The following is a 19,663-nucleotide window of genomic DNA, read 5'->3' on the forward strand; positions in this document are numbered from 1 at the left end:
CTTGCCGACGGACGCGAATCGGCCAAAAGTGGACATTGCAAGATGGACGCTTCAACCTCTAGGGCAATTTACGAAACCCTATGTGATAACTATCAGCATATGCAGTCCTTCTACGAAGACATTCGAGATTTCCTGAACAAAGGCACTGTAGTGGGTGATCTTCTTTTGCCCACGCATTATGCCAAATTCGAGCGCCTCGATGATTTTCAGGCTGGCTTCCGCACACATGGCCATAGCGGCGAAAACCTGGTTTCAGATACTGACGGCGGTTGGCATCCCGAATGGTATGTCATCGCAATGACGGGGCTCGACGACCCCATTTTTATTGCCGCAGTCGAGGCCGAAAGCGGTTATCCAGTCTATACCGCAGCCCACGGCGCCGGACGATGGGACGCGGTGCAAATAGCACCGAGCCTCGCGGTTTTTGGCCGCCTGCTAGAAGCACTAGCAGAAGTGAAGGAGGACATCTTCCAATTCAAATGCTTGATCATCGCCGAGGCCGGCCCTCTGAATGAATACTGGTGCGAGGTTATCGACGAACGTCAGAATGCAGAGATTTCGGAGGAACCGTCGTCTGATATCGGTGGCTACGATTCGACCGACTTTGAAACAGGCAGCCTGATCGTAAATGACTTAGGCCCTCATAAACTGAAAGTTGTTCAGATAATCAGTAAATGTCGCGGACTGTCACTGAAGGACACACTGGCGCTTGCCGCAGTTCCTCAATTCGAAGCAGGAAGCGGTATGAAATTGCAACTGCGGCGGTTGAGGGACCAACTTGAAGCTTTAGACGCGACGGTCGAATTCCGACCTGCGGGATAGCAAAGCGCTTTAACCAGCTGGACAAGCTTCTTCGGTGAAAGTCAGCTTCGGGTCCAGGCTGTGTGAAAACGTGTGCAGCACTCCGTCCGGTTAAAAAACAACCTGAAAAACTGCGCTTCTACGTGAATTCCGGGTTGGTTGGGTAGCCAAGCTTTTTCAGTATCTGCGTAGCAGCGCGCTCTTCGTATCGGCATCGGAGTTTTCACACAGCCTGGTTCAGTTGCTGCCCTTCGTGACGGGCAACAATCGGCCAGAACCGGACGGTCACTACGTGTCCCAACCGATACCGATAAGAGGCAATCCGCTAAACGCTCTTGAGAAACCTGCGCCATGCGTACTGGTTCGTATGTATCAATCGCCGTGTTGACGGTTTACGGGACTGCATCAGGCGTTTGACGTGTGTCAGGGTCTATACTAATTTCGCCCTTTTAATCAGATCCACCCTTGATCACCGCACAGCCCACCAGGCAGAACACGTGAAACATTCGACACTTACTGCCGCGCTGCTCTGTCTATTACTTGGCACTCCCGTCAGGGCCGAGCAGTATCAGGTCGTTACTGAAGAGTGGGCGCCGTACAACTACCAGGAGAACAATCAGCTCACCGGCATGGCCACGGAGATCGTTCGAGGCATAATGGCGCTGACCGGGGATGACTTTGAGGTGGTGCTGCTGCCCAGTATGCGAAGCGCCCGTGCATTGAAGACCCGGCCCAAGACCATAATGTATTCCCTATTCCGCACGACGGAGCGCGAACCGTTATACAAGTGGGTCGGACCGATCGTGGAAGAGTCCATTCACCCCTATCAGTTAGCCAATGCGCAGCAGCCGGTGAATTCCTTGGAGCAGCTACTGCACGCCCCAAAAATTACGACGAGACATGCCGGCCTGATACCCGAGACTCTGCAGTCGCGGGGCTTCAACAACCTCGAAAAAACTGCAACCGAGAGCCAGCAGCTCTATCGCATGCTGCTAGCCGGGCGCACCGATATCATCATAGGCGACACCGATGCGGGGGTGGCTTACTACAGCCGCCAGTTGAACATCGCCCTCGGCACGCTGCGGCAGATTCCCATCGAGCTCTATCGCTCATCGCTGTACATCGCCTTCAGCCGCGACTGTGACGACGAACTGGTAGCCTCCTGGGCCCACGCCCTGGAGCAGCTGCGCCACTCGGGCGAGCTGGAGCGCATCCAGGATCGATACAATCAACCCATCAGGCAATGAAAGCACGGAACCAGCGCAAGCCCGCTTCGCACTTATCCAGCCTTGCTCTCACTCAACGCGGAGGATAAGCCATGAACATCAGCCATCAGCCTTGGAACAAGGGAATGGCTTAACCCGGCCACGCCAAAGGAGCTTGCCGAGCAGATGATGCTTCACCAAAGTGAGCAGTCAGAGGTGCTCGAGTGGTTCAGGTCGACACTGCCGTTGGGAACGCTCGGAACAACGGACCGGATCTGATCATTGCGAAGTAGCTTGGCCACAGTGGTACCCGCATGCTTGTCCAGCGCCCGCACTTCCTAAGGACTGCTATCGGCCCAGGCTGTGTAAAAACGCAGGCGCCATTTTGAAGTCTGCGTCGCTACGTAAAATCTGCCAGCGTTTGGTTATGCGGCAGATCTGAAATTTGCGTAGGCGCGCGATTTTCGTTCCGAATCAGACCCTCAAACCTGCTCTAAAACGTTTTTACACAACCTCGGCCAAAAGCAGACGCTCATACAACGCTATATCTCAACTATCTGCCAAGCGATATAGCGCTTGAACGTGGGATGTCGCTAGCCCCGTACGCTGTAAATTACGGCGACTTTGCGAGCTGGCAAGCGCAGTTGCGGCGATCACAAGGCTGCCGTGCTTCTTTGCTTGCTCTATCCGGTGAGATATCAGGGCTCCATGGTAGCCAAAGCCCCGTGCATTTTTTCGGGTGGCAGCCGTCCCAAGGTAGGCAATACCATTGCTGGCCAGATACATCAAGGCTCCTGCCACGACTTGTCCATCCGCTTTAAGGATGTAGATTTTCAGACGTTCATTTGACAGCAGCCCCGCAAACGAAGCTTGGCTTAGCTGACGGTGCTCTGGCTTGGTATGAAATCCACTCGCATGAACAGCTGCGAACTCAGGAAGCGTGTGTGAGGTGACCTCTTCGATTTCGAATGAGTGGTGATTCAAGGCCACGTCCTCGATGGAGCACGCGAGTTGCAGGTGCGTCCAGCCCCTCAGGCGCTCCAATCGCCCGTCCCCCACAAAAGCGTATTGCTCCAACGTCGAGGCCTTCCCGATAAGAGGCGTTACGGTCGAATACTCTGCTGATTCCGTAAGCAAGCTCAACAGTGACTGGTGTTCGCCGGTGCTATCGCCGTAGATGCGATTGAACATCGGGCTAGGTGTTGCCTTTACTTGAAAGCATGGAAAAGCTCCGTTGAAAAAAACACGAGCACCAAAAGGGTTTCCACTTACCCGCGACAGGCTCTCAACGCGTGAACACAAATACTCGCTTTCTGCGGCCTCGATCGCATGAGCCATTCCAACATCCATGTGCATAGTCCTTTTTGCGAGATGTCCAAGGTAGGTAGCGGCACCTCAAACAATACGCACCTGCACAGACACCTGCCAGTAGAAAGCCTGCTTCAGCGTCCACTTTGGGTCGATAGCCGCCTGTTATTAATGCCCAGTTTGTAACCAGCAACCCCCACCCATCGCTTGCAAGTGTCCCTCCCCGTGCGTCTTCTACACTGACCAAGCCCGTTCGTGCCCCGTCGTTCGCGACCACGAGCCCGCTACCTTTTGCACGCCCCACACCCACTAGATCACAAGGGGACACACGCCATGAACACAATCACGACCAAAGACGGCACCCGGATTTTCTACAAGGATTGGGGGCCGAAAGACGCCACGCCCATCGTGTTTCACCACGGCTGGCCATTGAGCGCGGATGACTGGGACAATCAGATGATGTTCTTCCTGCTCAAAGGCTTCCGGGTGATCGCCCACGACCGTCGCGGACATGGGCGCTCGACGCAAACGTGGGAAGGCAACGAAATGGACACGTACGCCGCCGATGTCATCGAGCTGACCGATGCGCTCGACCTCAAGGGCGCAATCCATGTCGGCCATTCCACCGGTGGTGGTGAAGTCGCGCGCTACACCGCGCGAGCCAAACCGGGGCGCGTTGCCAAGGCTGTATTGATCAGTGCGGTGCCGCCGATCATGGTCAAGTCGGAAAAGAACCCCGGCGGTTTGCCGCTGGAAGTGTTCGACGGGTTCCGCTCGGCACTGGTTGCCAGCCGCGCGCAGTTTTACGTGGACGTGCCGACGGGGCCGTTTTATGGCTTCAATCGACCCGGGGCCAAGGTCTCGCAAGGCGTCATCGACAATTGGTGGCGTCAAGGCATGATGGGCGGTGCAAAAGCGCATTACGATTGCATCAAGGCGTTTTCCGAGACTGATTTCACCGAAGACCTGAAGGCGATTGAGGTGCCGACGCTGGTCATGCATGGCGAGGATGACCAGATCGTGCCATTCGCCGACTCGGCGCCGCTTTCGGCCAAACTGCTGAAGCATCCCACGCTCAAGACCTACCCGGGCTTCCCCCACGGTATGCCGACGACCAACGCGGATCAGATCAATGCTGATTTATTGGCGTTTATTCGCGGTTGAGCAGTACATATAGATAAGGGGACAGATCTATTTTCAAGGAAACAGATCTGCCCCTTATAACTTTATTGTTTGTTATCGCGAATCCGTATTAAAAACTGTCATTTCTGACAGATGATATTCCACGCCCACCTACTTAATCTCTCAACGACGCCAGATGGACAGCTGGATCAAATAGATCCTGTCTTTCTTTTCTGCTTTATTGATTGATAAGTGGACGATAAACAAATGACTGATTCCAAGGTTGCACCGCGTTATAAAATCCAAGGCATGTTAGGGATGAATCTTCACTTGAGAGATGTTGGCCCTCAAGGATCAACGGTGACGTTCGAGCCGGGGGAGTTTGCTAATAGAGTCAGTCTTCATGTTAGTGCTGAAGATGACTATCTGGACATGTCGGGTACTTCTGGCGCAATCGCTGCTGGGTTGATCATTCCTCTTGTGTTTCTTAGGGCGAATCTGGGTAAAAAGATGAGTTTTGTAATACAGGAAATACCTGGCGAAGTCGATCAGCTGGAGCTTAACGTGGTTGATTGAAAGGAAGATAAGGGACAGCTATTTGCCAGTCTCCCGGAGAAAATAGATCTGTCCCCTTATCCAAGCCGTAACGCGACCTGTAGCAGCTGGCGAAGCCTGCGTTCGGCTGCGAAGCAGTCGTTAAATCAGGCGATGCGGTGTATCAGCATGCCCACGGATTCAGGTTTTACGACTGCTTCGCAGCCGAACGCAGGCTTCGCCAGCTGCTACAACGTGGGGTTTTCGCCTGAGTCCTGTTAACTGACCAGCATCGTTAATCGTAGAACGGCTCAACCGACGCCCGACTGCCCACAAAAAAACTATCCGCAACCAGCCGCAACGGCTGAAGGTCCAAATCACTGGCCTTATCGCCAATCAACTGCTGAAAATGCCGATACACCGCCGCGTACTCGCCCTCCTCCGATACCGCCTGGCGCACACCGTCGATGCTCAACAGGGCGCCACCGTTGTCCAGGCGCAGGACGCCTTCGGTGCAGCGAATCTCGATGCTCCAGAGTTCGTCATGACCGTGGTCGAAATCGAATTCCGCGCGGACCTCGAGGTGGCGCGCGTCGGACATTTTGATGGACGCGGCAATCGGCGACTGGCAGTTGCTGGGGACGCGCAGTTCGGCGGACTCGACAAACAGCGGCAACGCCAGCAGGTGGGTGGCAATCGATAAGGCATTGATGCCGGGATCGAACACGCCGAGGCCGCCGGGTTGCCAGATCCAGGCCTGGCCGGGGTGCCATTTGCGCACGTCTTCCTTCCAGTCGACCTGCACGCTTTGCAGGGTGCGGCTGGCCAGCCAGTCACGGGCCGCCTCGATGCCGGGGGCGTAGCGTGAATGCCAGGCGAACAAGCCGCTGACGCCTTGCTCTGCGACCTGATCCACCAACGCCATCGCCTCACCCAACGTGGCACACGGCGGTTTTTCGACCAGCACGTGTTTGCCAGCGGCCAGTGCTTGTTGCACCAGGGCGAAGCGACCTTGTGGCGGTGTGCAAAACGCAATCGCATCGACGGGCGGGCCGTTTTCCAGCAGCTCGCCCAAGGACTTGAAGTTCTCAACCCCGGCGCAGGGCTGCCCTTGCGTGGCGACAGACACCAACTGGAACGCGGGGTTGGCGTGGATAGCGGGGACGTGTTGATCCTGGGCAATCTTGCCGTAGCCCACCAGACCGAGACGGATCGGTTGCATCAATGACTCCTGATTATTTTTTTTATCCGGGTATGCGAGCGGGCAAGGTTACACCTCTCATGACCATTGATCGCCCCCCCACCGAACCTTTACCCGACAACCACCGTCCGAGTTAGAGCATTAACGCCCCCCACTCGCCGCGAGGTCCGCGCTTGAAAGCCGCCATCATCAAAAAATACCGTCTGATCATCAAGACCATGGGCTATGTAGGCTGGGCCCTGTTCTGGTTGCTGCTGTGGGATATCGCCGTCACCGTGGACTTCATGCTGATTCTCAACACCAAGATCACCCTGCCGCTGATGCCTCTGACGTTGCTCGGTTCGGCATTGGTGGTGCTGATCAGTTTTCGCAACAGCAGTGCCTACAATCGCTGGTGGGAAGCGCGCACGTTGTGGGGGGCGATGGTCAATAACTCCCGCAGCTTTGCCCGGCAGGTACTGACGTTGCTGGATGACCCGGGCAACGAGGTCAATCCGATGAAGTCAACCCTGTTGCGCCGCCACGTGGCCTATGTGAACTGCCTGGCGGCGCATCTCAGGGGTCAGCCGTGCCCGCCCGAGGTACAGGCGTTTATTCCCGCCGAGGAGTTCGCGCGCAGTGGCTCTACCAATAACTTTGCCAACGATATTCTCAACGGTTCTGCGGCGCTGTTGGCCCAGGAATACAAGGCCGGGCACCTGGATAGCATTCGCCTGGCGCGGCTCGAGTCGACCCTGGTTGATCTGTCCAACAGCCAGGGCGGCATGGAGCGGATTGCCAATACGCCGCTGCCCTACCCTTACGTTTACTTTCCACGGCTGTTTATTTCAGTGTTTTGCCTGATTGTGCCGGTGGGGCTGGTCGAGTCCCTGGGCTGGTTTACCCCGTTGGCCTCGACGGTGGTGGGCTTCATGCTGCTGGCCATCGAACGCATCGGCACCGATCTCCAAAGCCCGTTCCGCGACAGCGAACATCAGATTCAGATGGAAGCCCTGTGCGAAACCATCGAGAAAAACCTCCAGTCGATGCAGAGAGATTCGTTGGGCGGCGATCGACTCAGCTACCCCAGCACAGCGGTGATTTAACAAAAAACCGGCTAGCGGTGAATTATTCAGTGTCCTCATGTATCTGAACCAATAAGCGCGCGCCATTAAGACAATGGCATCGACAGGGATCAGGGACAGAGTAATCCGCATGAAATCAAGCAAGAAAACCGTCAATCCGATCGGATTGGACGACATCACCATTGTCGACGACGCCAAGATGCGCAAGGCGATCACCGCCGCCGCACTGGGCAATGCCATGGAATGGTTCGACTTCGGCGTCTACGGCTTTGTCGCCTATGTGCTCGGCAAGGTGTTCTTTCCCGGCGCCTCCCCCAGCGTGCAGATGATCGCCGCGCTGGCGACCTTTTCGGTGCCCTTCCTGATCCGTCCTCTGGGTGGTCTGTTCTTCGGCGCGTTGGGCGACAAATACGGTCGGCAGAAAGTCCTGGCGGCCACCATCGTGATCATGTCCCTGAGCACTTTTGCCATCGGGCTGATTCCGTCCTATGACACGATCGGCATCTGGGCCCCTATCCTGCTATTACTGGCCAAGATGGCCCAAGGCTTCTCCGTGGGCGGTGAATACACCGGCGCCTCGATCTTCGTCGCCGAGTATGCCCCCGACCGCAAGCGTGGCTTTCTTGGCAGTTGGCTGGACTTCGGCTCCATCGCCGGGTTTGTCCTCGGCGCCGGCCTGGTGGTGCTGATTTCCGCCGTGATCGGCGAGGAGCAGTTCCAGGCATGGGGCTGGCGCCTGCCGTTCTTCCTCGCCCTGCCCCTGGGCATGATCGGCCTCTACTTGCGTAACGCGCTCGAAGAGACCCCGGCCTTCCAGCAACATGTCGAAAAACTCGAACAAGGCGACCGCGAAGGCCTGGCGCGCGGCCCGAAAGTGTCGTTCAAGGAAGTCGCGACCAAGCACTGGCGCAGCCTGATGACCTGCATCGGCGTGGTGGCGGTGACCAACGTCACTTACTACATGCTGCTCACCTACATGCCGAGCTACCTCTCGCACAACCTGCACTACAGCGAAAACCATGGCGTGCTGATCATCATCGCGATCATGGTCGGCATGTTGTTCGTCCAGCCCCTGATCGGTTTTATCAGCGACAAAATTGGCCGCCGGCCCTTCATCCTCTTCGGCAGCATCGCGCTGTTCTGCCTGGCCATTCCGGCCTTTATGCTGATCAACAGCGGCAAGCTCGGGCTGATTTTCTCCGGGCTGCTGATCATTGCCGTGGTGCTCAACTTCTTCATCGGCGTGATGGCCTCGACCCTGCCGGCGATGTTCCCCACGCACATCCGCTACAGCGCTTTGGCCAGTGCGTTCAACGTGTCGGTGCTGATCGCTGGCCTGACCCCGACTCTGGTGGCCTGGCTGGTGGAAAGCACCAACAACTTGTACATGCCGGCGTACTACCTGATGGTGATCGCCATCGTGGGCCTGGTGACCGGCATCACCATGAAAGAAACCGCCAACATGCCCTTGCGCGGCGCGGCCCCGGCAGCGTCAGACCTTGAGGAAGCGAAGGAACTGCTGCAAGAGCACGAAGACAATATTGAACAGAAGATCGAAGACATCGACGCGCAAATCGCCGAATTGGAAGCCAAGCGCAAGAACCTGGTGCAACAGCATCCGCGCATTGACTGACGAGGCGATCCGTCATCAACCCTGGCGACTGATCAGCTCACTCGCCAACAACGCCGCCAACCCCATCGGCTTGGCAAAGTAATAACCCTGGGCCTGCCCCGCGCCCATTTCGCGCAGCAGGTCCAGGGTCGCTTCATCCTCGACGCCTTCCGCCACCACACTCAGGTCCAGCGACTCGGCCATCCGTACAATCGCCCGGACGATGGCGCGACTGCGGGGGCTGGCGGTCAGTTCGAGGATGAACGACTTGTCGATCTTCAAGCCGCTGAAGCGGTATTGATGCACGTAGCTCAGGGATGAAAACCCGGCGCCGAAGTCATCGAGCACCACCGACATGCCGTTGTCGGCCAATTGCTGCATGGTCAGCCGGGCAATCGCCGGTTCGGCCACCAGCGCGCCTTCGGTCAATTCCAGGCAGATCCGCGACGGCGCGACCCCATGCCGCGCCAACAGGGCCAGCACATCACTGGCAAAATCCGGGCGGGTCATGCTGTAGCTGGAGCAATTGACGTGCACCGGCGGCCAGTTGGCGTGCTCGGGCTGGGCGAGGATCACGGCGACGCTGGTCAGCATGTACAGGTCCAGACGACCGATCAGGCGCAAGCCCTCGACATCCGGCAGAAACTCCCCTGGCGCGATTACTCGGCCGCCCGGCTGGTGCCAGCGGATCAGCGCTTCAAGGGCCAACAGCTCGCCGGTTTCGACGCTGACAATCGGCTGGAAATACGGCAGCAGTTCGTCGGTACGCTTGAGCGCGTTGCGCAACGCCCCTTCGCGCTCGACCTGGTCCGAGACTTCCCGGCGCACTTCCTGGTTGAACACCGCGTAGCTGTCGCGCCCGGCACTCTTGACTCGGTACATCGCCGCATCGGCGTCGCGCAGCAAGTCGGCGGGTTCGTGATGGAACTGACTGTCGGCGCTGACAATGCCGATGCTGCAGGACGAAAAAACCTGATGGCCGTTGATGACAAACGGCAGGTCAAACGCCACCAGGATCCGTTCGGCGATGTCGATCACCACCTCCAGCGGCGCTTCGGGTGCGAGCACCGAAAACTCATCACCGCCCAGGCGCGCCAGCATGTCGGTGTCGCGCAGGCAACCGCGCAGACGCTGGGCGGCCTGCATCAGCAGCAGGTCGCCAAAATGGTGGCCGAGGCTGTCGTTGACCATCTTGAACCGGTCGAGATCGATGAACATCACCGCTAGGTGCCCGCCGTCGCTGCCGAACTGCGACCAGGCCAGATTCAGGCGCTGTTGCAGATAGGTCCGATTCGGCAACCCGGTCAGTGCGTCGTGGGAGTTTTCGTGTTGCAGCTTGGCATTGGCGTGATCGAGTTCGCGGGTGCGGTTCTGCACCCGGGCTTCGAGCTTGAGATTGGCGGCATGGATCGCTTCGGCGGCGGTGCGGCGCGACAGCGCGGTGTCGATGTGCCGCGACACGAACGTCAGCAGTTCCTGGTCACGCAGGGTGTAGCGCACTTGCGAGGTATAGCTCTGCACCGCCAGCACGCCGCGCACCACATCGCCATCGAACAACGGAATGCCGAGCCAGGAATAGGATCGGTAATACACATCAGCGACTTCGATTTCACCTTCCGAGGTCAATCGTTCGGCTTCGTCGGCGTCAATCAGACACGCCCGACGCTGACGAATAACGTACTCGGTCAACCCCCGACTCCCCCGCCGTGCCTCCGGGCGGACCGTCTGCCGCTCATCGACGTAATAGGGAAAGGTCACTTCATTGATCCCATCGTCGAACAGCGCAATGTAGAAGTTCTGCGCGAACAGCAGATCACCGACGATGCCATGCAAGGTTTGAAACAGCTCGGCCATGTCGCCCGGCTGGCTCGACAGTTCGGCAATCTGGAACAACGCGCTCTGCAGATGTTCGGCGCGCTCGCGGTCGGCCACTTCCTGGCGCAAGGCGTCGTTGAGTTCCGACAGCTCCAAGGTGCGACGCAGCACCGTCTCTTCCAGGTCGGCGCGGTGCAGGATCCGGTCCAGCGCCATGGCCACGTGGCGGGCCACCACCAGAAACAGCGCGCGGTCTTCAGCGCTGTAGATCCGGGACACGTCGTAGACCTGCATCGCGAGCATGCCAAACACGTCATCCGAAGCGTTCTTCAACGGCGCGCCCATCCAGAACTCGGGACAATCACCCACGCAGTAGAAACGGCCCTCGGCCTCCGCCGCGTGAATGCCGGCGGCGTCGATCAGCAACGGTTGGCCGGTGGTCAACACTTGGGCGGTCAACGACAGGTGCGCAGGGTCGAGGTATTCGTAGTTCTCCGATTCCAGGGCTTCGACATCGATGATGTCGACGTAATACGGGTAGTCCATCTTGCCGGTGTGCGGGTCATACAGCGCGAGATAGAAGTTCTCGGCGTCGATCAGGCTGGCCAGCAACTGGTGAACCCCGACCAGAAACACGGCTCGGTCGCGGGTCGAACTGGCCAGGTAGGTGATTTCATACAGCACGCGCTGAGTAATCTGTGCACGGGCCAGGGTATCGGTCTGCACCTGAATGCCCAGGCGCTGGGCAAACTCGGCGAGCGCCGGTTGCGCGGCATCGCAGATGGGTGCGAGTAGCCAACCGAGCACACTTTCGCCTCGACCGGTCGGCCAGCGATGCAACTGCCGGCTCAGGCAAAAGGCTTCAAACTCTTCATTGGCAACGCTGGACGGCCACTGCACCTGCGGATCGCCCTGCCCGACCAGATGCATTTGTTCGCCAGCGCGATAAACCACCCACGCGGTGGTATGGGCCCAGCCGCGGGCCGAGTCCAGCAAGTGCTCGATGGTGTCCCCGTTGCCAGCGTAGGCCATGCCGACGGTTTCCAGGCTCCCTTTCAATTGGGATGCGCTAACGCCGCAATCGTTCGATTGCGTTGGGGAGTCGGTCAATGGGCGAAAACTCATCAGCGCTTCCTGAGCCAGAAACTGGCGATACTTACTTATTATTTGCTAGCACTGCGCCAGTGATCTTCCCGTTTAAAGCTTATAGCGGTTTTTTTCAATAGCTTTATCGCTTTAGTGCCAACCAGGGCACGGACTTGAGCCAGGGTTCTGCTCGCTGGAATTTGACATGCACAGCATTGCTCGCCAGAGTCGCGCCCCGATCTGGCCAAAGGTGCCGGACGTTCGTGGTGAAAAGGGGTTGCAGTTGAACGAACAGACATTGTCCATGCGCCTGGAGCGCGTGGCGGCGCATGTGCCAGTCGGTGCGCGCCTGGCGGATATCGGCTCGGATCACGGCTACCTGCCGGTGGCGTTGATGCGCCGTGGCGTCATTGCGGCGGCGGTGGCTGGCGAGGTGGCAATGACGCCGTTCCGCTCGGCCGAACGTACCGTGCGCGAGAATGGCCTGGAGCAGCAAATCACCGTGCGCCTGGCCAGTGGCCTGGCGGCGATCGAGCCGGGAGACGGGATCACCGCAATCAGCATCTGCGGCATGGGCGGCGAGACAATTCGCGACATCCTCGACCACGGCAAAGCGCGCCTGAGCGGCCAGGAACGCCTGATCCTGCAACCCAACGGCGGCGAGCAGCCGCTGCGCCAATGGCTGATGGAAAATGGCTACTGCATCCTCTGCGAGGAGCTGCTGCGGGAGAACCGCTTCTACTACGAAATCATCGTCGCCGAACGCGCCGGGCCGGTGATGTACAGCGCCGAAGAGCTGTACTTCGGCCCATTGCAAATGCAGGCGCGCAGCCCGGCGTTCCTGGCCAAGTGGCAACGCATTCTGCGTGAGAAGCAAAAGACTCTGGACAACTTCACCCGGGCGCGGCAGGCCGTGCCCGAGGAGAAGCTGCAAGAGATCGCCCGGCAAGCCCGGTGGATCACCGAGCTGCTAGGCGCGTAGTTCATCAAGCCATCAAGAGCGCCCGACGGAACCTGTCACCGGTAGATTCCCCAGTAACTTGAGCCCGGTGCTTTTGACGAACGTGTCGTAATCCATCGGTTTCTGGATACGGGTTTCAGCGTTGGGCAAAACGTAGGCCCAGGCACGCTGGGACGATGTGTCGTAAACCAGTTTGAACAGGCGGGTTGGCACCCACACCTTGTTGGCGCCGATGGTGCTGTGGCCTTCGTCAAACAGCGGGCCGGTGAAGACAAACACATTGCCATCAGCGCGCTTGGCAAACTTCCTCACATCAGCCTCGACCTTGCTCCAGATCTTCCGGTTGTTGGTAGGGTCCTGCGGTACCATGTTCGACAATGCAAAGGACTGGGCCATGGCATTCGGATTCGGTGCATCGGCGGCCGGGGATTGATGGCCACGGTCCACGGCCGGATGTTGGCTGCGGTAGTCGCTCAACTCTGCCCGCCCACTCTTGGGGATGCGCGGGTCCGGGTAAAACTGATTGGTGCGTTCCTCGCCTTTGGCATCCTTTAGTTGCGCGGCATTAAGGCGCTCGACCACTAACAGCGGCGTCCGGCTGGTTTGCGAGTACAGCACCGCAAAGTTGTCGGAACACAGGGCCATCGGTTTCATCGTCGCAGGCACGGTGGCGGTGCTGATCGGTTTCGCGGCCGGGAACAGCTCTGCGCAGCCGTCAAACGAGGGCTGTTTCTGTTTGTTTGAATAGAGGTCCAGGGCGGCGTTCTGGTTGATCGAGCCCGAGCGGGACGTTTGTTGATGATGCTCGGTGACGGGTTTGAGGAGATCCAGCAGACTGCGGGCTTGCGCCCCGGTCGAGAGCAAAACAAGGGCCGACAGCCCAACTGCAATTTTGCGTAGGTGCATGCTTTAATTCTTCGAATGGGATTGAGGGACAAACACAAGGCGAGTTCCGATTCACGGAACCAAGTGGAGGCGGTGGCGGATTATAGTGCGGCGAGCATGCGTTTACTTTCCTTGATCAAAATACCGATGCGCAGTACGACCGCTGACGGTCGTGGGGGATTTATGGACCGTGATAACTCACTTTAGTGCTGAGCCTTTTTACATTCTATTAATGCCTCTGCGCGCTCCATCGTTTTAACGACGCCAAGTAGCACTTTGAATTCGCCCATCTATTATCGAGGTAATGGTGACCCACTCTTCCGACCAACCTGCTGACGAAAAAAGCCTGCCGCGATTATTGCTCGATCTGCTTTGGCAACTCGCCGTGCTGTTGATCCCGATTTTCCTCGTGACGGTCATACCGTTGCTGTGGGCGCTCGGTGTCGTACTGGGTTGTGCCGCCTTGATGTGGCTGGCGGCGCGGGCGGGTTGGCTACGCACCGGCCGAGGGGTTGCCCAGTTCATGACTTCCGCCGCCATCGGCCTCGGATTTAACCTGGGCCGGGCATTGCCGGCGTACTGGGACATTGCGGGGGCAGCGGTAGTGATGTTTGTCGGGCTGGCGTGCGTCAGTCATCTGGAGCGACGACTTGGCCTTGTCGATCCAACGAAGGCGAAGGCCAAGTCATCACCGCTAGCGTCGGGCCAGTCTTCCGGCGACGCGAGTGCCTGGGGTGGGGACGAACCCCGGCAAACACCCGAGGGCGAGCCCATACGCGTGTTCAACTACAGCGAAATCGCCATGGGCGGGCCCGTCCTGTGCGATTACCTGTTCCCCGATGGCGTGCTGCTCCAGGGCCTTGGATCGTCGGCGCGCTTCTCCAATGACGGGCGTTATTTCGCCGCGCCTTTGCCCTCGCGTCAGGCCTGGGGGTTGGTGATTCTGGATCGACAGCTGCGTCAGCTCTACCAATGTTCGTGCGATGAATTCTGGGAACTCGATGCCTTCAACGACGGCACCCTGAGTGGGCGTTACAGCCCCCTGGTCGACAATGGCGCGCGGCAGATCAGCCTGGAGCAACTGCTGGCGACGGCTGAGCGGATCAGCCTGGTGCCCGTTGCCGACCTGTGGATCGAGCCGGGTGTCTGGCAACAAAACCTTGCGCGCGAAACGCTCCAGCATACGTCCCCCGATGGCCAGCAACGTTTGGACGCGAGTGTGGCGCTGCCCATCAGCTTGCGCGAATTGCCGCAGCCTTGCGACCCGCTGAGGAACCCGGAATACCGTGTGAGCATCAACGGTGAGCCCACGTCGTTGCTGATCATGGCCGACACCGCCATCATCTGGCACCCCGATAGCCGCTCGTTCGCCTGCCGTGCACGGATGGCTGATGAGCAGGCCCTCGAATACTGGCTCTGGCACGTGGACCGAGGTTGGCAAGCGCTGCCATGCCCGTGGATACCGGCTGACAACGAACCCTCCCTGGGTTGGAGCGAGCCACTGGAACTGGATGACCACTGCCTGCGGTTATCGTCCTACTTCGACTACCCACAGCCTGATCACGGCCGTTACGGTTACGGCTTGTACAGCATTCACAGCGACTGCGAGACTCAGGTGGGCCATGCGCCGAACGGCCGGATGCAGGTCGCGGAACGGCAGCTGACTCGCGTGCAGTTGGCCGTGCCGCTGGCGGGTGATGGACAGCGCGGCGCGACGAAGGTCGAGTCCGCCCCCTTGAGCGGTAAAACCCGGGCTCAATTCAGCTGGCAGCAAGACAACAGCCAGGGGCTTGGCGGTTATACCTGCCGGATTGGCGACTGGGATTTACCGGGGGTTTGGCAACTCGATCATCGGGTTTCAGACACTGGGCGCTACATCGCCTTGATCCCGTTCGCTCTGCCGCCGGCCACAGCAAGTCATGTGGTGGTGGCCGACGCGCAGGAACGCCAATTGCTGAACAGCCCTGCCCTGTTGGTCGCCCGCGTGTTGGACTTTCGTGGAGCGAAACTGAGCGTGGCCGTGATTCGAGGTCGCCTCGATCAGGATCGGCAAGGCACGCCATTGCAGCGCTTTGACCAGTCACCCCCCGCGGCGGACGCCGCCGCTGTCTTCTGCCAGCATCGACCGGACTCACGACTTTACTATGAGTGGTGTGAGCTGCTGGTCAGCACACAAGGCCTGACCGTCCTCCCCGACTGGCGCCTGGTCAAACAGCCACAGTCTGCCATCGCCGATGGCAACTTCATCCAGCCTGCCCCGACGGATAAGGATGTCGCCTGGCTGTTCGGGTGTGAAACCGAATACGCCGACAGTTGGCTGCGCATCCAGAGCCCACGCCTGGGCGGGCATTTACTGACGGCATCCGGTTGCGCCATCAGCGATCTCGCGCCCTCGATGATCTGGTCCGAGGATGCCCGCTATCTCGCCCTGACTCGACTCCATACCGACGCCGACGATGACCACGGCGGCCGATTGGCCTGGCAGATTTTGCTGCTGGATGTCCAGGCGCGAACCTTGAGGCAGTCACCGCAGCGGCTGCACAATCGTCCACAGTTTGAAAGTTTTAAAGCGGATGTCTTGAAGGTCCGTCTGTTTCTGCACGACTGGGAAGCCGAGGATGAAACGGACCGAGGCTCGATCAACGTGATGAAGTTGAGCGACCTGCTGGCACTCCCCGCCGAGGCCCTGTGCCCGTACTCAGGACTCTGGCTGACGGAAGATCAACTGGTGAATGGTGAAGCGTGGCAAGCATTGGATGTATCGGCGTTGAGCGATTGGCGCTAGTCATGTTCATCGAAGGGGCAAGGCCATTGACGGCCGCCCCCTTCTCTCCAGAGAACGGCTCACCACAACGCATCAAGCGAGTTCTGTCGGAATGAGTCCCGCCTCTTGATAGCTTTGAATCAGTTCGTCGAACAAACCGATATCGAAGCGAGTTCGGGCAATCAATTGAGCGCCGGCAACGGCGGTGTAAATGGCGCGGGCACGTCGCTCGCACATGTCGACACTTCCCAGACCGATATCAGAGAGTACTTGCGTCAGCCATGCCACGTTGATGTCTACAAACGCCAGCACTTCGCTCTTCACCTCCTCGGGCAAGCCTTGATACTCCGCTGCCATGAAGCTGGACAAACACAACCGGTTCCCTTCCTCCAGTGACCGTCGAAAGATGCTCGGGTACTCCAGCAGGCGGCGAATCGGATCGGGGTTTTCTCCGCGCATGACCTCCAGAACACTGGCAGTGTCCTCCCAGTAGCGTCTGGCTACCGCGGCACCGAGGTCGGCCTTGCTCGAGAAATGGTAATAGATGCTGGCGTTCTTGATCCCCACCGCATCCGCAATGCTGCGGAAATTGATCCCACTGTAGCCGTGGGTTTGAGCGGCGCCTTTAGCCGCTTCCAATATGGCTTCCCGGGCATTTTCGCTCACGCTTTCATTCCTCGATTCTATGATTTGCAGGTCGTTCAGCCCGATGTTACTCGCATAGCTCGCTACCTGCCAACTGGTAGGTAGTGGTTGACAAAGCCAAATCAAGCGCCCAATCTCCTACCTACCATTTGACAGGCAGGCGAATAAATCATGACTTTTCAGCAGCCACACTCCGACGCATCCCAGCTCCCGATGATGAAAATTTACGACTGGTACGACGGGCCCTACCCGGCGCGGGTCCGTATTGCATTAGCAGAGAAAGGCCTGCTGTCGCGGATCGAGTTTGTACCGGTCAATCTATGGACGGGCGAGCACAAGAAACCTGTGTTTCTCGCCATCAACTACTCCGGAACACTTCCCGTCCTGGAACTGAGCGACGGCACGCTCATTGCCGAGTGCACCGCCATCACTCAGTACCTGGACGTTCTGGATGGCAACCCCCTGCTCACCGGTAAGACGCCAACCGAGAAAGGCCTCATCCATATGATGACCAAGCGTGCGGAAATTGAATTTCTGGACGCTGTCAGCACCTACTTCCATCATGGAACGCCTGGGCTTGGGCCGGACGTCGAGCTTTCACAGAATCCTGAGTGGGGTGAGCGGATGCGGGAAAAGGCCGTAAGGGGGATGCACTATTTCAACAGCGTCCTGGAAAACCGGCCTTTTGTGGCGGGCCCCGAATTTTCGATGGCCGACATTGCAGTGCTGGGCGGCATGATTTTCGCCTCGCTGGTGAAACTGCCCGTCCCTGATGAATGTGAAGCCTTGCGTGAATGGCATGCCAGGATGCAAGAGCGACCAAGCGTTCAGGAATGGCGCGCGATGGTGAATCGAGGCGAGCCAAAAAACTGAGACCTGAATTGCACTGATCGAAGCTGGCGACAGTGCAAACGCTCGCTATTGAGACTCAAGCCCAGGCGCATAATCCGGCTTTCCGACGCGCAGCAGGTCCTTTCCAGAATACTCGTTAACCTTTCACTGATTGCAGCCGATGCCTCTACCTTAGGGCATAGGAGCAATACAGATGAGAAACAACCAACCGGTTACGCAGCGCGAGGTTGCCCTTGGACCTCAACAAAAACTCATCTCTACCACGGATGCACGAGGCGTCATCACGTACTGCAATGACGCCTTCGTCGAGATCAGCGGTTTCAACAAAACAGACTTGATCGGTGCACCGCAAAACATCGTTCGTCACCCCGACGTGCCCTCCGCGATATTTGCCCATATGTGGGCGGCGTTGAAGCAAGGCAAGCCGTGGATGGGCATCGTCAAGAACCGCACCAAAAATGGCGACCACTACTGGGTCAACGCCTACGTCACGCCCGTTTTCGAAGGTAGCCAGGTGGTGGGCTACGAGTCGGTCAGGGTCAAGCCGACCGCCGAACAGATTCGCCGCGCCGAAGCGCTCTATAAACGCATCAGCCTCGGTAAGTCAGCCGTCCCGAGCCGAGATCAATGGCAACCCGCCCTGCTCGGCTGGCTGCCGGTTTTGGCGATGGGTCTGGTGGGCACCCTCGGCGGCGTCTTCCTCGGCACACCGGAGGCCATCATGCTGGCGATCGGGGTATCGATTCCGATCGGGCTGTTGGTGTCGAGTCGGCAAAACCGCGGAGCGTTGCACCTGTTGGCACTGGCTGAATCCTCCACCTCCGATGCGTTGCTGGCCAAGATGTACAGCGACGAACGCGGTCCTCAGGCTCGGCTTGAAACGGCCTTCGTGAGCCAGGCCTCTCGCCTCAAGACCTGCCTCACCCGGCTGCAGGATACGGCTGAGCAATTGACCCTCCTGGCCGGCAGATCCGATGGCCTCGCCGCCGACAGTTCTCGCGGACTTGACCGCCAACGCGTCGAGACCGAGCAGGTGTCGACAGCGGTCAATCAGATGGCTGCCACCACGCAAGAAGTCGCCAGCCATGTGCAACGTACCGCCGATGCCACCCAGGAAGCCAATGTGCTGACCGGACGTGGACGCGATGTGGCCCGGGACACTCGCGAAGCCATTCAGCGCCTCTCCGTGGTGGTTGGTGAGACCGGGCTGACGGTCGCGCAACTGGCCAAGGACAGCAATGAAATCGGCACGGTGGTCGATGTGATCAAAGGCATTGCCGATCAGACCAACCTGCTGGCGCTGAACGCCGCCATTGAAGCCGCCCGTGCGGGTGACATGGGTCGAGGCTTCGCCGTTGTCGCCGATGAAGTGCGTCAGCTGGCACAGCGCACGACGGAGTCCACGACGCAGATTCATAGCCTGATTTCCAAGCTGCAGGTCTCGTCCAACAATGCGGTAAAGACCATGGAGAGCGGTCATCGACAGGCCGAAGAAGGCGTGGCGTGGGTGCTTGAGGCCGACAAGGCGTTGGTCGGTATCAGTGAAGCCGTGGCGAACATCACGGACATGACCACCCAGATTGCCGCCGCGACTGAAGAGCAAACGGCGGTGGCCGAAGAAATCAGCCGCAACATCACCACCATCGCGACGCTGGCGGATCAAACCTCTGAACAAGCCAGGCATTCGGCCGAGTTGAGCAAGGAACTGACCCAGACTGCTAAAACCCAGTATTCACTGGTTGAGCGGTTTAACCGGTAGTTAGGGCTACAGCCATCGAATGTCGCTACAACAGGCAGCTGAGGACTAC

The 19,663-nt window shown here is 58.6% G+C and carries 14 protein-coding genes and 3 pseudogenes; 12 read left to right on the top strand and 5 right to left on the bottom strand.

All coding sequences use genetic code 11. The annotated features are described in order from the left end of the window. Positions 1-99 precede the first annotated feature (99 nt). The 3 genes and pseudogenes from ACA071_RS19070 to ACA071_RS19080 all read left to right on the top strand — a co-directional run. Positions 100-822 (top strand): hypothetical protein, encoded by a 723-nt coding sequence (locus ACA071_RS19070; RefSeq protein ID WP_497645344.1) that lies wholly within the window; start codon positions 100-102, stop codon positions 820-822. A gap of 476 nt (positions 823-1,298) precedes the next feature. Next, entirely contained in the window at positions 1,299-2,048 is a 750-nt protein-coding gene (locus tag ACA071_RS19075; protein ID WP_497640595.1) for a substrate-binding periplasmic protein, read from the top strand. Positions 2,049-2,147: 99 nt separating this feature from the next. Then, positions 2,148-2,299, top strand: a pseudogene (locus tag ACA071_RS19080) (SOS response-associated peptidase family protein); the annotation flags it as partial. A gap of 256 nt (positions 2,300-2,555) precedes the next feature. Here ACA071_RS19080 and ACA071_RS19085 read toward each other — a convergent pair. Beyond that, a complete protein-coding gene (locus tag ACA071_RS19085; protein ID WP_497640597.1) occupies positions 2,556-3,356 on the bottom strand; it encodes a GNAT family N-acetyltransferase in 801 nt (266 codons plus the stop codon). A 291-nt stretch (positions 3,357-3,647) separates the two neighbouring features. Here ACA071_RS19085 and ACA071_RS19090 point away from each other — a divergent pair, with 291 nt between their 5' ends. Both ACA071_RS19090 and ACA071_RS19095 read left to right on the top strand, forming a co-directional pair. Continuing rightward, the gene (locus ACA071_RS19090) at positions 3,648-4,478 is read left to right on the top strand and encodes an alpha/beta fold hydrolase (protein ID WP_497640598.1); all 831 of its coding nucleotides are present in this window, start codon (positions 3,648-3,650) and stop codon (positions 4,476-4,478) included. 225 nt (positions 4,479-4,703) lie between these two features. Then, positions 4,704-5,012: a hypothetical protein gene (locus ACA071_RS19095; protein WP_497640600.1), complete on the top strand. Its 309-nt coding sequence runs from the start codon at positions 4,704-4,706 to the stop codon at positions 5,010-5,012. Positions 5,013-5,265: 253 nt separating this feature from the next. Here ACA071_RS19095 and ACA071_RS19100 read toward each other — a convergent pair whose 3' ends face one another. Further along, positions 5,266-6,192 (bottom strand): Gfo/Idh/MocA family protein, encoded by a 927-nt coding sequence (locus ACA071_RS19100; RefSeq protein ID WP_497640601.1) that lies wholly within the window; start codon positions 6,190-6,192, stop codon positions 5,266-5,268. 152 nt (positions 6,193-6,344) lie between these two features. Here ACA071_RS19100 and ACA071_RS19105 point away from each other — a divergent pair, with 152 nt between their 5' ends. Continuing rightward, complete coding sequence (locus ACA071_RS19105; RefSeq protein WP_497640602.1) at positions 6,345-7,256, top strand: bestrophin family protein; 912 nt, start codon at positions 6,345-6,347, stop codon at positions 7,254-7,256. A 109-nt stretch (positions 7,257-7,365) separates the two neighbouring features. Continuing rightward, positions 7,366-8,868, top strand: a complete 1,503-nt coding sequence (gene proP / locus ACA071_RS19110; protein ID WP_497640603.1) for a glycine betaine/L-proline transporter ProP — start codon at positions 7,366-7,368, stop codon at positions 8,866-8,868. Between the two features lie 15 nt (positions 8,869-8,883). Here the strand turns inward: proP and ACA071_RS19115 are convergent, their stop codons facing one another. Next, positions 8,884-11,787, bottom strand: a complete 2,904-nt coding sequence (locus tag ACA071_RS19115; protein ID WP_497640604.1) for a sensor domain-containing phosphodiesterase — start codon at positions 11,785-11,787, stop codon at positions 8,884-8,886. A gap of 244 nt (positions 11,788-12,031) precedes the next feature. On the opposite strand from ACA071_RS19115, the gene ACA071_RS19120 reads away from it, so the two are divergent. Next, positions 12,032-12,730, top strand: a complete 699-nt coding sequence (locus tag ACA071_RS19120; RefSeq protein ID WP_497645345.1) for a tRNA (adenine(22)-N(1))-methyltransferase — start codon at positions 12,032-12,034, stop codon at positions 12,728-12,730. A gap of 12 nt (positions 12,731-12,742) precedes the next feature. Here ACA071_RS19120 and ACA071_RS19125 read toward each other — a convergent pair whose 3' ends face one another. Beyond that, entirely contained in the window at positions 12,743-13,615 is an 873-nt protein-coding gene (locus ACA071_RS19125) for a DNA/RNA non-specific endonuclease (RefSeq protein ID WP_497640605.1), read from the bottom strand. Between the two features lie 283 nt (positions 13,616-13,898). Between ACA071_RS19125 and ACA071_RS19130 the strand changes: the two genes are divergently transcribed. Beyond that, positions 13,899-16,379, top strand: a complete 2,481-nt coding sequence (locus ACA071_RS19130) for a hypothetical protein (protein ID WP_497640606.1) — start codon at positions 13,899-13,901, stop codon at positions 16,377-16,379. Positions 16,380-16,451: 72 nt separating this feature from the next. Here ACA071_RS19130 and ACA071_RS19135 read toward each other — a convergent pair whose 3' ends face one another. Beyond that, positions 16,452-17,024 (bottom strand): TetR/AcrR family transcriptional regulator, encoded by a 573-nt coding sequence (locus ACA071_RS19135; protein ID WP_497640607.1) that lies wholly within the window; start codon positions 17,022-17,024, stop codon positions 16,452-16,454. A 150-nt stretch (positions 17,025-17,174) separates the two neighbouring features. On the opposite strand from ACA071_RS19135, the gene ACA071_RS19140 reads away from it, so the two are divergent. From ACA071_RS19140 to ACA071_RS19150, 3 genes and pseudogenes are all read left to right on the top strand, one after another. Beyond that, positions 17,175-17,876: a glutathione S-transferase gene (locus ACA071_RS19140; RefSeq protein WP_497640608.1), complete on the top strand. Its 702-nt coding sequence runs from the start codon at positions 17,175-17,177 to the stop codon at positions 17,874-17,876. A 172-nt stretch (positions 17,877-18,048) separates the two neighbouring features. Further along, positions 18,049-18,321: pseudogene (locus ACA071_RS19145) on the top strand (PAS domain-containing protein); the annotation flags it as partial. A 306-nt stretch (positions 18,322-18,627) separates the two neighbouring features. Continuing rightward, positions 18,628-19,614, top strand: a pseudogene (locus tag ACA071_RS19150) (methyl-accepting chemotaxis protein); the annotation flags it as partial. Positions 19,615-19,663: the final 49 nt, after the last annotated feature.

The sequence above is a fragment of the Pseudomonas sp. LBUM1646 genome (genome assembly GCF_059716165.1).

What these genes read in the sequence shown, in the direction of transcription:
- ACA071_RS19070 (WP_497645344.1), top strand. Translation starts at nt 100, where the DNA reads ATGCAGTCCTTCTACGAAGACATTCGAGATTTCCTGAACAAAGGCACT.
- ACA071_RS19085 (WP_497640597.1), bottom strand. Translation starts at nt 3,356, where the DNA reads ATGGATGTTGGAATGGCTCATGCGATCGAGGCCGCAGAAAGCGAGTAT.
- ACA071_RS19090 (WP_497640598.1), top strand. Translation starts at nt 3,648, where the DNA reads ATGAACACAATCACGACCAAAGACGGCACCCGGATTTTCTACAAGGAT.
- ACA071_RS19095 (WP_497640600.1), top strand. Translation starts at nt 4,704, where the DNA reads ATGACTGATTCCAAGGTTGCACCGCGTTATAAAATCCAAGGCATGTTA.
- ACA071_RS19100 (WP_497640601.1), bottom strand. Translation starts at nt 6,192, where the DNA reads ATGCAACCGATCCGTCTCGGTCTGGTGGGCTACGGCAAGATTGCCCAG.
- proP (WP_497640603.1), top strand. Translation starts at nt 7,366, where the DNA reads ATGAAATCAAGCAAGAAAACCGTCAATCCGATCGGATTGGACGACATC.
- ACA071_RS19115 (WP_497640604.1), bottom strand. Translation starts at nt 11,787, where the DNA reads ATGAGTTTTCGCCCATTGACCGACTCCCCAACGCAATCGAACGATTGC.
- ACA071_RS19125 (WP_497640605.1), bottom strand. Translation starts at nt 13,615, where the DNA reads ATGCACCTACGCAAAATTGCAGTTGGGCTGTCGGCCCTTGTTTTGCTC.
- ACA071_RS19130 (WP_497640606.1), top strand. Translation starts at nt 13,899, where the DNA reads ATGGTGACCCACTCTTCCGACCAACCTGCTGACGAAAAAAGCCTGCCG.
- ACA071_RS19140 (WP_497640608.1), top strand. Translation starts at nt 17,175, where the DNA reads ATGACTTTTCAGCAGCCACACTCCGACGCATCCCAGCTCCCGATGATG.